13 protein-coding genes and 2 pseudogenes are annotated in these 13,387 nt (G+C 52.4%); all 15 read right to left on the reverse strand.

Annotated features, from left to right (window positions below):
* Window position 1 precedes the first annotated feature (1 nt).
* Window positions 2-835 (reverse strand): carbohydrate ABC transporter permease, encoded by an 834-nt coding sequence (locus EAW52_RS25225; protein WP_122044577.1) that lies wholly within the window; start codon window positions 833-835, stop codon window positions 2-4.
* Between the two features lie 10 nt (window positions 836-845).
* Entirely contained in the window at window positions 846-1,784 is a 939-nt protein-coding gene (locus EAW52_RS25230; protein ID WP_122044578.1) for a carbohydrate ABC transporter permease, read from the reverse strand.
* An 89-nt stretch (window positions 1,785-1,873) separates the two neighbouring features.
* Window positions 1,874-3,184: a sugar ABC transporter substrate-binding protein gene (locus EAW52_RS25235; RefSeq protein WP_122044579.1), complete on the reverse strand. Its 1,311-nt coding sequence runs from the start codon at window positions 3,182-3,184 to the stop codon at window positions 1,874-1,876.
* Between the two features lie 543 nt (window positions 3,185-3,727).
* Window positions 3,728-4,246 carry a hypothetical protein gene (locus EAW52_RS25240; RefSeq protein WP_122044580.1) on the reverse strand — a complete coding sequence of 173 codons (519 nt, stop codon included), beginning with the start codon at window positions 4,244-4,246 and terminating at the stop codon, window positions 3,728-3,730.
* An 82-nt stretch (window positions 4,247-4,328) separates the two neighbouring features.
* The gene (locus EAW52_RS25245; protein ID WP_122044581.1) at window positions 4,329-4,577 is read right to left on the reverse strand and encodes a hypothetical protein; all 249 of its coding nucleotides are present in this window, start codon (window positions 4,575-4,577) and stop codon (window positions 4,329-4,331) included.
* Window positions 4,578-4,662: 85 nt separating this feature from the next.
* Entirely contained in the window at window positions 4,663-6,246 is a 1,584-nt protein-coding gene (gene xseA, locus EAW52_RS25250) for an exodeoxyribonuclease VII large subunit (RefSeq protein WP_122044582.1), read from the reverse strand.
* Between the two features lies 1 nt (window position 6,247).
* Window positions 6,248-6,463 carry an exodeoxyribonuclease VII small subunit gene (locus tag EAW52_RS25255; protein WP_122044583.1) on the reverse strand — a complete coding sequence of 72 codons (216 nt, stop codon included), beginning with the start codon at window positions 6,461-6,463 and terminating at the stop codon, window positions 6,248-6,250.
* A gap of 148 nt (window positions 6,464-6,611) precedes the next feature.
* A complete protein-coding gene (locus tag EAW52_RS25260; protein ID WP_256680868.1) occupies window positions 6,612-7,535 on the reverse strand; it encodes a transposase in 924 nt (307 codons plus the stop codon).
* A gap of 146 nt (window positions 7,536-7,681) precedes the next feature.
* Window positions 7,682-7,756: pseudogene (locus EAW52_RS26605) on the reverse strand (helix-turn-helix domain-containing protein); the annotation flags it as partial.
* Between the two features lie 397 nt (window positions 7,757-8,153).
* The gene (locus tag EAW52_RS25265) at window positions 8,154-8,576 is read right to left on the reverse strand and encodes a type II toxin-antitoxin system VapC family toxin (protein WP_122044584.1); all 423 of its coding nucleotides are present in this window, start codon (window positions 8,574-8,576) and stop codon (window positions 8,154-8,156) included.
* The gene (locus tag EAW52_RS25270; protein ID WP_122044585.1) at window positions 8,576-8,827 is read right to left on the reverse strand and encodes a type II toxin-antitoxin system Phd/YefM family antitoxin; all 252 of its coding nucleotides are present in this window, start codon (window positions 8,825-8,827) and stop codon (window positions 8,576-8,578) included. Before EAW52_RS25270 ends, EAW52_RS25265 begins: the two co-directional genes overlap by 1 nt.
* Window positions 8,828-9,055: 228 nt before the next feature.
* Window positions 9,056-9,271 (reverse strand): hypothetical protein, encoded by a 216-nt coding sequence (locus EAW52_RS25275; protein ID WP_122044586.1) that lies wholly within the window; start codon window positions 9,269-9,271, stop codon window positions 9,056-9,058.
* Between the two features lie 1,659 nt (window positions 9,272-10,930).
* Window positions 10,931-11,525: pseudogene (locus tag EAW52_RS25285) on the reverse strand (transposase).
* Window positions 11,526-12,069: 544 nt separating this feature from the next.
* Window positions 12,070-12,429 (reverse strand): Rieske (2Fe-2S) protein, encoded by a 360-nt coding sequence (locus EAW52_RS25290; protein ID WP_122044588.1) that lies wholly within the window; start codon window positions 12,427-12,429, stop codon window positions 12,070-12,072.
* 3 nt (window positions 12,430-12,432) lie between these two features.
* Entirely contained in the window at window positions 12,433-13,374 is a 942-nt protein-coding gene (locus EAW52_RS25295) for a VOC family protein (RefSeq protein WP_122044589.1), read from the reverse strand.
* Between the last annotated feature and the right edge of the window lie 13 nt (window positions 13,375-13,387).

Raw genomic sequence — 13,387 nt, forward strand, 5'->3', positions numbered from 1 at the left:
GTTATTTGACGGCGCCAAAGGACAGGCCGCGTACCAGTTGTTTCTGGCTAATCCAGCCAAAGATCAGGATGGGCGCGCACGCTAGTGTCGAAACGGCCGAGAGCTTGGCCCAGAACAAGCCTTCGGGGCTTGAGTAGGAGGCAATCAGGGCGGTCAGCGGGGCTGCGCTGGAGGAGGTCAGGTTGAGCGACCAGAACGCCTCGTTCCAGCACAGGATCAGGGATAGCAGAACAGTCGAAGCCAGGCCGCCCTTGCTGATTGGTAGCAGCACCCGAACGATTTCCTGCAAAGTGGTTGCGCCATCCAGGCGAGCCGCTTCAAGGATGTCCTTGGGGGTGTCCTTGAAATAGGTGTACACCATCCAGACCATGATCGGCAGGTTGATCAGCGTGTAGATAACGATCAGCGAGAGCTTGGTGTCGAGCAGGCCAAGGCTTTTGGTGATCAGGTAGATAGGCATCAATACACCTACCGCCGGCAGCATCTTGGTCGAGAGCATCCACAGCAGGGTCTGCTTGGTCAGGCGCGTTTCATGAAAGGCCATCGAATAGGCCGCCGGAACCGCCAGCAGTAAGCCCAGCACCGTAGAGCCAAAGGAGATGGCAACGGAGTTCCAGGCAAAGTGGAAATAATCGCTGCGCTCCTGAATGTGCAGGTAGTTTTCCAGCGTGGGCATGAAGAGGAACTGCGGAGGGGTCGCGAAGGCATCGATCTCAGTCTTGAAGCTGGTCAGGATCATCCAGAAGATCGGAAAGAACAGTACCAGCGCAATGCCCCAGGCTAGTGTGCCAAGAAGGGCGCTGTGCAGGCGCCGGGATTGCTTGAGCGTCATCATGGTCGCATCCTCACTGTTGGGTCAGGTTCTTGCCAAGCATCCGAACCAGGATGATGGCGGCGATGTTGGCGATCACGACGGCAATCAATCCGCCAGCAGAGGCCATGCCCACGTCAAATTGCAAGAGCGCCTGGTTATAGATCAGGTACGCCAGGTTGGTAGAGGCAAAGCCGGGGCCGCCACTGGTTGTAGTAAAGATCTCGGCAAACACCGACAGGAGAAAGATCGTCTCGATCATCACCACGACGGCAATGGGGCGCGCCAGATGGGGTAGGGTGAGGTGCCAGAAAATGGCAAGCGGCCCGGCGCCGTCCAGCCGTGCCGCTTCTTTCTGCTCCTGATCCAGCGACTGCATGGCTGTCATCAGGATCAGAATGGCAAAGGGTAGCCACTGCCAGGACACAATCAGAATGATGGATAAAAGCGGATGGGTGGCCAACCAGTCGATGGGCTGTGCGCCAAAGAACTTCCACACAGCCGCCAGGATGCCCGAGACAGGATGAAAGATCAGGTTTTTCCAGATCAGGGCACTTACCGTGGGCATGATGAAAAAGGGCGAAATCAAAAGCACCCGGACGATACCGCGGCCGAGAAACTCGGTAGCCTCCAGAAGCGCGGAGATCAGCACACCCAGTACCACGCTAATCAACAGTACGCTGCCTACCAGCAGCAGGGTATTGGTCATGCCGGGCATAAAGCCGGTGTCGGTAATGAAGTATTCGAAGTTTTCCAGCCCGACAAAGTCGTTCTCGCCGGGATACAAGAGGTTATAGCGAATCAGCGAGAAGTAGATGGTCATCCCCAGCGGCACAATCATCCACAGCAGTAGCAGCGCAACTGAAGGACTGACCAGAAACCAACCGGAGCGGAACTGATGATGACGTTTGGGAAGAGGGCCCGCTGCTTGGTATGCCGAGGGTGACTTAAGCGTTGTATTATTGGTATGCATGATGGCTCCAACCGTAACTGTACGGTTAGCAGCTAGCAACGCAAGGGAGCGCGGCTAGCTGCTACTGCGAGTAATAACAACACAGCTTGCTATTTGGGATAGCCCGCACGCTTCATTTCACGAGTAGTAGATTGCTGTGCCGCTTTTAGCGCCTGTTGTACGGACATTTGTCCGGTCAGCGCCGCTGAGAACAGCTTTCCTACTGACGTCCCAATGGATTGGAACTCAGGTATCGTCACGTACTGAATGCCTACGTAAGGTACCGGTTTGGCAGAAGGCTCACGGGGATTAGCGCTTTGCATCATCTGTAAGGTGACCCTGGCAAAGGGTGCAGCCTGCAGGTAGGCCTCGTTGTAAGTAGATTGGCGAGTGCCCGGCGGTACATGAGTGATGCCATCTTTCTCCGCAACCAATTGAATGTAGTCTTTGGAGGTTGCCCAAGTAACAAAACGCTTGGCAGAGTCCTTATGTTTGGAAGTAGACGGAATCGCCAGTGACCAGGCATACAGCCAAGAAGAACCTTTATCGGTTACCTCGTGCGGAGCCGCTGCAAACCCTGTGCTATCAGCTACCTTGCTTTGGGTTTTGTCTGTGATAAAAGAACCGGCTACGCTGGCATCCACCCATAGGGCACATTTACCGCTATTAAACAAAGCAAGGGTTTCGTTAAAACCGTTACTGGATACACCGGGAGGACCATACTTCTTCAAGGTATCTACGTAAAAATTGGCCACGTTAGTCCATTCAGGACTCGTAAACTCAGGCTGCCATTTCTCGTCAAACCAGCGTGCGCCAAAGGCATTGGCCATCGTAGTAAGCAAGGCCATGTTCTCACCCCAGCCAGCTTTACCGCGCAGACACATTCCATATTGTCCTTTATCAGGATGGTGTAGCTTGGCTGCAAACTCACCTAACTGAGTCCAGGTCGGCCGCTCAGGCATAGTTAAGCCTGCTTGCTTAAACAAGTCGGTGCGGTAATAGGTGATTGTGCTTTCGCCGTAAAAGGGCAGAGCATAGAGTGTGTTGTTGACCGAAAGGCCTTCACGTACAGAAGAAAAGATGTCTTCAAGATCGTAATTGGCAGGAAGATCTTTCATGGTTTCCAGCCAACCCTTGACGCCCCAGAGCGGGGTTTCGTAGGTACCAATGGTCAAAATATCAAACTGACCACCTTGGGTTGCGATATCGGTAGTCAGACGTTGCCGGAGGGTGTTCTCTTCCAATACGACCCACTGGAGCTTAATCTCGGGGTTCTGCTCCTCGAACGTCTTCGATAACCGCTGCATACGGATCATGTCGTTATTATTGACTGTCGCAATCGTCAGCGTTTCAGCCGCTTGACTAGCCAACACAACCGACAGGCCGGCACATACTAGAAATATACTTGCTACCGCTTTCATGGTGCGCTCTCTTTTCCTCTATAGCTGTAGTCGCTTGAGGAAGCTTTTATTGTTGTTGTAATCCGCAGCACGTCACCATAGTCAATACATCGTGCAGCGGGGTGGCTGCTTTGATTAGAGCAGCTTTAAAAAAAGCAAACAAATCATCTACCGTCAGAGATGTGATACTTTTTTAACAGCGCCTAAACGTGAAGTTTGCCTATCGATACGTTTAACTAGAGAAAGCAATTAGTCTGTTGTTTCGCTTTAGCGGGGCTTATGCAGGCGAGAAGAGTAACCAATATGCTGTAATAGTGTGGTACAGCCAACTGTAAAAAGAGCTGTTCCAAATGACCTTGAGTAGTATGTACTAGCCTCAAATTGCTAGTTTGATGATTTCCGATTAAAGCATTAATCGGAAATAGCGAGGCTATTAACAGTCATGGTCACTACGGCCTTTAAAGCTTAACCCATAACTTCGTATAATAACCGTTATGTTAAATTGATATCGCTTCTACCTTTCCACTAGCGATTTGTTTTATAGCTAATATATCGCCACCTTTCCTAATGTACTGTCTTCAACCCTGACCGCTGGCTGTATAGCCGTGCCTCAGCCTGGCCCATGCTTTCGCCTGTCCTTTGCATGTGCTCAGACAACTCCTCAGCATCAAATCCCACCTGATCACGCATGGCGTTGTTAACGTCAGCCATGACCCGTTCTGCATTACGTGACCACTCGCTAACAAGATTCTGGGTATGCTTCATGTCCTCTTTAACCCATGCTCGGGGATCAACACTTTCTGTGATCAAGAGTCCCAGCGTGCGGCCTACCGCTGGCAGTAGGGTCATATAAAGCGTCACCCAGCAGATGGGCTCCATCGGCTGGGTCGGATCAATCAGGGCATTGTGGAGATAAGGCGTCGGGCTCGTATCGTCCAGCTCGTTGGCTATCTCGACGATCAGGTCAACGATTTCCTCTTCCTGTATTTCTAAACCATCTAGCTTGATAGCCATATGGAGCAGATGGATCAGCTCAAAGAGTGTGTTTACCTTGGAATGGTCTTGGCTTGATATCGATGTCATGACATACCTTGTTAGTTGACCCCACAGCATAAAAAACCGCCCGAAGGCGGTTTTGTGTTTACGCATCGTCCATAAGGCCAGTTTAAGCCTCTTCTTGGAGACGGAACTCAATATACATACGTCCAAATTCAGCAAACGCAGCTATACCGCCGAAAATGAAGATCAGTTGTGCTAGTGGTTCAATCATGTCTGCTGTGGTTGGTACGCCGCCCAACTGGTTCATAAAGTGGAGGAATACGCCTAGCAGGACAAAAAGAAAGGTTATGAATTTACTTTTTCGAGCAGCTTTTACAAAACACTCACGGCGTTCCTGCAATGTAAGTCTCTGCATTTATTGTTCCTGTGATCGGTAAGTCCTATTTCAGACTAGTCGGAAAGCGCGTATCCGCAAAAGTAACCGCTGCACATTATCCTTATCATTGTTGAATGATGGCCGCTTTATTCCCATCGAAGAAACTGATCTCTATCCGATCTCCTGAAGTTACCTCAATGGCTGATCTCACGAATTGACCATCCTGCCGCCTAACCAGCGCAAATCCCTTGGCCATGATTGCTCGTGGATCCAGCACTGCATAAAGATCCTTGTAGCGCTGTAGCGAGGCTTCCTCCTGCTGAAGGCTTCCCTGTGCTGCCAGCTGGTACTGACCGGCCAGTGAGTCAACACAGCGCTGTTCCTCAGCCAGTCGAGCATCAAGTTGCATGGACAAGGCTTGCCTTACCTGCATGAGTTCATGGGCTACATCAGAGGCCTTGCGCTCTGCCAGATAGGTATACTGCGTCAGGAAATTACCTAGACATTGCTCTTCTTCCGCTACGGCTGACGGAAGCTGCGCCAGATATCGCTCCTGATAGTTGTGCAAGCGATCGCCGGCACTCTGCAGCAACTCGCGCATCATGGATTGCGCCTGGGTCTGCCAAAGCGTCACTTGTCTCTCGTGCCGGTTCAGGCAGTCATCCACGCCTCGGCGGTAGCAGTGGCTTAGCTCGGCCAGCGAGAGGGTCTCGTTGCTTAGCCTTTGCTGGGAGAGGTTCTGATACTGCCCGTGCAGGCTGACGAGACAGGTCTCTTCACGGCTTAGGGTCTGATCGATCAGCTGCCTGGCCAGCTCAATGCTTCTACCAAGCTCCTCAGACTCCAGTTGGAGATGGCGCAGGATCGATCCGATTACCTTGGACGGCGTATCGAAACGGGTATGCGCTACCAGATCGAGCACGGTCTCGTCGCGCTCATGGCCTATGCCGGTAAAGACCGGGATAGGCAAGCGGCATATCAGCTTGGCCAGCCCATAGTGGTTGAGCCATGCCATATCGGCCTTGGCCCCTCCTCCCCGGATCAGACACACCACGTCATAGGGTGCCTTGCCATGCTCTTCATAAAGCTGGAGAAAGGCTTGCTTGATCGATTCAGGGGCTTTTTCGCCCTGGAACGTGGCGGTGTAGTAGTCAAAGCTCACAAGACCATGACGCTCGAGCAGATCCGCTTCGCGCCGGAAGTCACCAAGCCCCGCGGCTTGATCAGGCGAGACAACCGCTATACGCCAGAAGCCTGCTGGCGCTGCGAGCGCCTTTTGCCGGTCGTGGATGCCCTCTTCCTTTAACCGCGCCAGTATCTGCTCGACCTTGGCGTGCATCTCACCCAGCGTGTAGTTCGGGTCAATGCCATAGACCTGCAGCTGGAAGCCATACTGGGGATGTAGCGTGGCGCAGACCTTGAGCATCACTTTCATGCCGGGCTGCGGTTTTGATCCAGTAACCTGTTCAAAGGCCCTTAGCTGCACATTTGAGACACTGCCAAACATCACAGCCGAACACTTGGCGATTTCCTTGCCATCAGCGCTCTCGATCAGGGTGAACCAGCACGTACCACCATTGCGGACATTGAATTCGCTCAGCTCAGCCACTACCCAGATATGCTCGGCAAAGGAGCGTTTGATCACCCCTTCGATCTGCTTGAGATAGCTGTGTAGCGAGATATGCACCGCTGGTGCTGGCGCGTTCATGTCAGCACTCGGCGGCAGGGGCAGACTGCTTCATAGCTTCAGCAACCGTCAGCCGTGTCCTAGTCAGTCGATCCTCGCAGAATTTGAAGGCCTGGTTCATCTGGGCGGTCAGCGTTTCTAGCTCATCGATGGAGACCTCACCGCGCTGCAAGCGCTCCACATTGGCCTTTATGAAGGACAGATTCTGCTCGTAGGTTGAACGCTGATCGTCAGACATGCGCCATCTCCCCTATTTCCTTGGCTTTGATATTCAGAGCATAGTGCCAGACGATTCTGAAGTCGCAATCCGTAGCCGATGTTTCACCAATGGCTAGTAGACCAGAGGTTTTGACTGCTCCCCGTCCTGAAGGACGGAGATTCCCAATTCACTGCGAACAGGACACAGGTACTTGACCTCTGCCGCTTACATTCGCTCCAAGGGCTAACACGGCCAGCCCGGCCGCTTTGATATTAAGTGCGGCATTCACGTCGCGGTCATGTTCTGCCTTGCATTGAGGGCAAACCCAAGAGCGGACACTAAGCGGCATCGAGTCCATTACAAACCCACAGCCAGAACAACGCTTTGAGCTGGGAAACCAGCGGTCTATGGCGACCACTTGCCTGCCTGCCCAGGCACCCTTGTATTGCAGCTGGCGGACCAGTTCACCCCAGCCCGCGTCAGCGATAGCTTTGCTTAGCCTGGGATTTCTGATCATGTTTTTTACAGCAAGATTTTCGACACAGACCACTTGGTTTTCGTTGATTAGTCTGCGCGACAGCTTGTGCAAACCGTCGAGTCGGCAATCAGAGATCTTGGCGTGAATCCTCGCAACTTTCTGGCGGGCCCTGGCTCGATTGGCAGAGCCAAACTCCTTACGGCTCAGCCGGCGTTGTGCCAATGCCAGCCGGGAGGCATATTTAGCGGTATGGCGAGCATTGGCAACCGGCTCGCCTTCGGAGGGTACAAACAGGTCTTTCAAGCCCATGTCGATACCGATGATTTTCGGCGTGACGGGCAAGGCTTGTGGCTCAACTTCACATAGGCACGAGACGAAGTAGCGCCCGGCTGCATCCCTTGAAACCGTCACGGTAGAAGGGGCAGACGGCAGGGCACGACTCCAGCGGATATTCAGCGGCTCGCTGCTTTTCGCCAGAAACAGCTCGCCGTCCCGGTACTTGAATGCTGATGCCGTAAACTCTGCTGATTGATGGTTTCGCTTTTTCTTGAAGGTAGGGTACCTGGCCCGCCCTTCAAAAAATTCTTGAACGCACTCTGCTGGTGGCGCAGGGACTGTTGAAGGGGGACGCAGGAAACTTCATTCAGGAACGCAAGATCCGGCTGTTTCTTGAGTGCGGTCAGGTGGGCACTAACCGCAGTGTAGCCGATCTTCTGCTGTTCCTTATGGAACGCATCGGTGCGCCAGCGCAGCAGGGTGTTATAGACCAAACGCACGCAGCCAAACGTCTTTACAAGCAGCTCTGCTTGTTCAGCTGTTGGGTAAAACCGGTATCTGTAGGCGCGTTTAGTCATGCCTTACAACATACAAATTTGATGTGAGATAGAAATTGGCCCTTAGCAGGAAGCGATAAAAAGGCACGCTTTGCGCGCCGCGCTATCCCTCCCCGCACTAGAAGTACGAGGTATCTCGCGCAAGACTGATGAGATCTTTGCCCAGTTCTATCGCCTAGACGGATGTTTTAGTTATAAAACACCTTAACTGCTGGCGTAAACGAAAGGATTAAACAAGGTGCGATTTTTTGATGCGATCGTGGCGCTGGCGCTAATAGCTGAAATTCACCGGACAGACAAGGCGGTGGCAGACGCAGAAAAGCGCTAGGCCAAGCTACTACCCCGGCGCCATCGTCAGCATATGTTCAAGATCATTATCACACTGCCGGCTAATGACCTGGACTTAAAGGCTGTTTGATTAGATAGCCTGCCATGGATCAAGAATTGGAACGCCTGTTGGTTCAAAGTCCTTTACGTTACGAGTCACCACCGTCATCCCATGTACTAGCGCTGAGGCAGCAATAAGGGCGTCACGCTCGCTTCTGGGGTCGGGTACATGCAGTCGTGCACATTGTATAGCAACAGCTGTGTCTACAGGTAGGATACGTCCTGCAAAGCCGGGAAGAACATGCTGTTCCAACCATGACCGCAAGACAGCTCCTTGAATGGGATCCCTGCGCTCATATTGCAAAATCCCTTGTTCAATTTCCAGAACAGATATAGATGAGAGATAGAGTTCCCCGGCTTGTACGCTTTTCGCCCAGGACACTACCTGTGCATTTGCTTTACCCAGCTTGGCCTTGCGAAGTTCGGATACAACATTAGTATCAAGCAAGAACATCAGGAAAGATCCACATTCCGCGTACGAATTACTGTCCGGGGTGCCTCGAACTCCAGATCTTCATCGTTGGGCATGGCAAGTATATCTATGATGCTGATTTGGGTGCGTGTCAGGCGCTGATATTCCTCAATACTTAACAAAACATGGGCAGGTTTACCACGATCTGTGATGAAGACAGGACCCCTCAATGCAGCCTTCTTAGCTCCACTGGTGTCGTGGTTGAACTGTCGGCTTGATACAGTAGTAGGCATAGTATAATCCTCCAATATTAAATGTAGAAATGTTACTACATTTTTGTCTGAGCAAGCTTAGTAAAGACGACAATTGGATGTTGCGCTTTATCATCAGGCAAAAAAAGCCCCAGCAAAGGGGCTAAATAATATTTGAACGACACGTTCGGACAACTCATACGAGACATTTACACGAACCCTCTTGGATAAGGAGATCGGCGCAGGTGCCTGTGGCTTTAGCAATCCTCTTCAGGCCTCTTTAGCAGAGGGCGTGAGTGCTAACCCTGCGATCCATGCTACGAGTCCTAATGCCAGCGCCAGGCCCGATATCCAATACGAGCCAAGGCCGATTTCAGCAAGCTGGGTCATAAACAACGGCCTGATAATACCTATAGAGATACCGGCTACGCCAACGTTGCGTAGATCCTGCGACAGTTTTTTGCGTTTACCGAAGGAAAGGTTCATCTGCAACGCACCTAGTGGAGAAAGGTCGTATTAAGCCTAGCGGATATCTTCAGCTGTTCTGCTGGTACAGCCGAGCCGCTGTCATCCTAAGCATGGAAAAGCAGGTAGTCGGATCAAGTCCGACCTGTGAGGAGAGTATCCGCATGATAAGGCAAAGCCCAACTGAGGATTACTGGCACAATGATGGATCTACCTGGTGCCTGCAGGCGTATCAGCGGAACGCCCCTTCCTTTTCTAATGCAACCCGATAAGACAATCCCTTCTTTTTTGTGTCTATCTATACACGCTGATCAAGCGCGCGAGTATTGCTTACGAATTTTTCTAATCTATCCCAAGTTGTTGAGACACCTACTAAAGACTCGCCTCAGCGGTCTGCAGGCACGAAGTGTAGTGGTCAAAGGATCCAAGACATCAGGCGGTATCCTTTCATTGAAATAATGCAGCTTTTGCTAGTTATACCGTTGCATCAGGAACTGCTCATTATCTTGTTAAGCCAACGATACAGTCATGTAGCCCCGTTGGTATCCATTCCGCTTTCAGGTTACGAAACGCGCGTGCCAGTGGGGCGTTGTCATGACAGTTCTCGCGCCGGCTTATGCTCTACTTGAAACGGTAGCGGCACATACGCTGGCGGCGGCTCTGGTTTCAATATTGAAAAAGCACGTCTTACAGGCCCACGCTGCTCATACGCCTATCGGGGTCCTTGATCACCGGGCCTTGGTGAAGATGCCCAATCTACACACGGCAAGCAAACTAGTCGGTCAATGCAGCCACATAATGCAGGCAACCCTACGCCCAGACTTACATGATGTCGCCGCACTAGACTTCATCTATAGTTAAAGCGGTAAATTCCCAATCAGCACATTGGGGGAGGTCTGGGTGCTTCACTGTTGCCTTTTTGTAGGCAATGTGAGCATGGTGGCTTGCTTATCAACTTTGTCTCGCTCATCAGCTTGGGTACCTTGAAACGCACGATTTCACTCCCTTCCTCTCGCATCATGAATATGGTGGTTCGGCTGTACTACTCTGGGGTGAACAACTTATTCTCTTAAGCATGCAGCGACAGCTGCTAAACGTCCGGAGATCGGCGCTTGTGGCAGGGCGAGTTATAGCAGGATCGGGGACCTTAAACACCGAGCCGAATAGATTAATATGCTGCTCTAAGTAGAGCTTTTAATACCTGAATCTTTTGCTATTGAGGTGTTAGGGCTTTGCTGGTAGGGGGAATACCGTCTCGCTCCTTTTCACCTATCGAAGGGCCGATTCAATCAACCCAAGGAATGGGCTGCCTCAACGTAGTTATAGCCCTGATCGAGCATTAGCCAGCCTCGCGCTTTAATACGTTGTTTGGTCATCCGACACCTCTCTATGCCTAGCATTTTCGCCTAAGGACTCTCCCCACAAGCAGTGAGGATAGCTTTTTCGATCCTGTCGTCAGTGCGGTTGCATTCGTATATCCGGCCTTTACTGGGCACTGCCCTGGCCATTCTGTAGTTCGCGCAGCAGGGGCCAAGCGTTCAAGCGATCACAAAGATCATCATTGTTATCGGCCTTGCTCTGCTGCAGGACTCGCCTGTTCCGACAGTCTCGCTTCTCACCACAACCACTAAAAACTCACTTCATTGTTAACTCCGCCGTCAGGCGGGGCTTTATGCTGTGTCAATTACCGCTGAACTGTCGCTCATGGCACCACACGACCCAGCAGATCCTTACCAACTTGTTGGCTAATGCCACGGCGGCCTTGTTATGGCCGATGCGTTCAGCGGTGTCCAAGGCCCAACGCTGCAGTTGTGTCAGCCGCTCAGGTGTTCGCGCCTTGCAGCGTTTAGCTGCCAATAATGCGGCTCGCGCACCATGAATCAGCAAAGTGCGGACGTAGACGTTGCCTTTGCAACTGATCCGTCCAAGCCTGCGACGCTCCCCACTGCTGTATTCGTTCGGCGTCATGCCCAGCCAGGCGCTGAGGTGGAATGGCATCACAGTCGTTGCGGTCTGTCTTGTTACGTCGCCGATACGGACGCACGTAACGAGGGTGTAAGAGCACGACACGATGTCCTTTCTCCTGCATCAACCGGCCCCAATGGTGAGCGGTGCCACAGGCTTCCATCACCCACTCGACAGGCTCGAGCTGCTCCTGTACATATTGCGCAAATGCCCTGGAGTCGAGCCGCTTGCGCCGATCCACCCGACCGACCTGAACACTCTCGGCAACCTGGTAAACGGACTTGGCCAAATCAACCGCTATGCGTTTCATTGCACCTCTCCCAGCGAACAGTCACCACTGTGTTATAGAAGAAACGTGGTGCAGGGAGAGTGCATTACAGCCTTCAAGAGTCCGTACCTAAGAGATCCGCAGAAGGTTCAGGGCATCATCCAGCAGATGCAGAAAAACCAAAAATAGCTTAGTTCCGCTTTCACAAGCGACTGCGATTGCTATTCGGGTCATCGTCGGCGGCATGTTTCTACTGTACAGCCTGTTGACCTGAGTAATAGCTGGAATTTTAAACGCTCCACTCTCTGACGCACTTTTATAGGCTTCGCATAATATTGGTTGTGTTTAGTTAATTTCCTGCTAACCCTGCTTCCTCTTTCATTCCACCAAGTCTATGCCTAACGGTAGCCCAGCCTGGCCCTTCTGACTGAAGATTGCTAAATATGATTGAAATCTTACGTCCGCTGCACGCTGAATATAGTTGGCCAGGTGCGATAGACGTTCAATAGACACACTTGCGCAACAGAATAGCAGCGGAGATGGCAAAAGAGCCCCTCGATAATGAGAACTTTGTGTGCAAGTATCGTTATGAAGAAATTTCCTTCATATTATTATCCAGTCGTATGAAGCCTTCTTCATCAATATAAAAAGGCAGAGCCTGTAGGCGGTCCCCCAGACAGGGGCCCAGCGTGCACAGCCCGCTTTCGATATCGAACAGGGCGCCATGGGCAAAGCAGACGATCTTGTCGCGCGCCATGTTGAGATAGGCATCTTTGCGCCAGGCCATATGGGTGTTCAGGTGAGGACAGGCATCGCGATAGACATAAACCTGCCCACCTCGGCAGACCACAATGATCGTGTCATGCCCTGCCCCTTCAGGATCACATCCTTTGGCCTGGCCCTCGGCCAGCTCCGTCAACCGGCACAAAATGGCCGAAGCACTCATGACTTAATGCTGCTGGGCCGGCCCTGGTCCACCCGGTGCCCACTTCTCGCGGTAGGCGAACAGGAAATACTGTGACGTATCCGCACCCGGTGGCACCTCGCGTGGCATCCAGTCGTTATCGTGCAAGTCCATATCGGCGTCATACTCCACATGACAGCCCAAGGGACTATTGAAGTACCAGAACCAGTTCGAGCCCAGCTGGTGCCGCCCTGGCCCCCAGAAGGATTGATATCCTTTCTCCACAAAACGACTGCCCGCGGTCATCATTTCGGTCGGCCCGCCCATATGAAAGGTGAAATGCTCAATGCCCTTCATGAACGGTGGCGTCTGGATTAGAAACAGCGTGTGGTGATCCAGCGTACCGGCCGGACGCAGGAACGGTCCCACGTCGGCAAAGCGATCCGTACAAACAAAGCCCAGGCGCTCGTAAAAACTCTCTGCCTTGGCATAGTCCGGCACAAAGTACACCACATGCGACAGGCTGCGTGGCAACGCTGCCATATCGGTACTCGCCCCCAGCTGGTTCGGCGGCCGCCTGGGTGTATCGCCTGGAGCATTAACCCGTTCGGACGGCAGCGCAATCGGTCGGCGCTGGCTGATCTGAAAGCCCAGCGCAAACCCCATGTTATCCATACAGCGCAGCACACCATCCTTGCCCCAGACCACAGCGCGGTCCTTGGCTAACTCCGTCTCGATGGCTTGCAGGGTTTCTTCATCCGCCACGCCATATACGGTTTCGCGCAGCATAGTGGCCGTTTCCATGGCCGGCGGCAGGCTGGTGTCGTCCTTGTGACGCAGCACAACAGCAGTGCCGTCCAGGGCTTCGAAGCGCCCGCCCTGGCTGGTCACATCTACCGGCTTTAAGCCATAGTCCACAAGATACTGGGTACACGCCTCTAGATCGTCGACACCAAATACAAGGTAATCCGGTCCGATAATATTCATCACATTGCTCTCA

The sequence above is a fragment of the Pseudomonas sp. LTJR-52 genome, from assembly GCF_003691465.1.
GTDB classification, from domain to species: Bacteria; Pseudomonadota; Gammaproteobacteria; order Pseudomonadales; family Pseudomonadaceae; genus Chryseomonas; species Chryseomonas luteola.

Bases quoted from the DNA above. Each gene is read 5' to 3' on its own strand.
- EAW52_RS25225 (WP_122044577.1), bottom strand. From the start codon at position 835: ATGATGACGCTCAAGCAATCCCGGCGCCTGCACAGCGCCCTTCTTGGC.
- EAW52_RS25230 (WP_122044578.1), bottom strand. From the start codon at position 1,784: ATGCATACCAATAATACAACGCTTAAGTCACCCTCGGCATACCAAGCA.
- EAW52_RS25235 (WP_122044579.1), bottom strand. From the start codon at position 3,184: ATGAAAGCGGTAGCAAGTATATTTCTAGTATGTGCCGGCCTGTCGGTT.
- EAW52_RS25240 (WP_122044580.1), bottom strand. From the start codon at position 4,246: ATGACATCGATATCAAGCCAAGACCATTCCAAGGTAAACACACTCTTT.
- EAW52_RS25245 (WP_122044581.1), bottom strand. From the start codon at position 4,577: ATGCAGAGACTTACATTGCAGGAACGCCGTGAGTGTTTTGTAAAAGCT.
- xseA (WP_122044582.1), bottom strand. From the start codon at position 6,246: ATGAACGCGCCAGCACCAGCGGTGCATATCTCGCTACACAGCTATCTC.
- EAW52_RS25255 (WP_122044583.1), bottom strand. From the start codon at position 6,463: ATGTCTGACGATCAGCGTTCAACCTACGAGCAGAATCTGTCCTTCATA.
- EAW52_RS25265 (WP_122044584.1), bottom strand. From the start codon at position 8,576: ATGTTCTTGCTTGATACTAATGTTGTATCCGAACTTCGCAAGGCCAAG.
- EAW52_RS25270 (WP_122044585.1), bottom strand. From the start codon at position 8,827: ATGCCTACTACTGTATCAAGCCGACAGTTCAACCACGACACCAGTGGA.
- EAW52_RS25275 (WP_122044586.1), bottom strand. From the start codon at position 9,271: ATGAACCTTTCCTTCGGTAAACGCAAAAAACTGTCGCAGGATCTACGC.
- EAW52_RS25290 (WP_122044588.1), bottom strand. From the start codon at position 12,429: ATGAGTGCTTCGGCCATTTTGTGCCGGTTGACGGAGCTGGCCGAGGGC.
- EAW52_RS25295 (WP_122044589.1), bottom strand. From the start codon at position 13,374: ATGAATATTATCGGACCGGATTACCTTGTATTTGGTGTCGACGATCTA.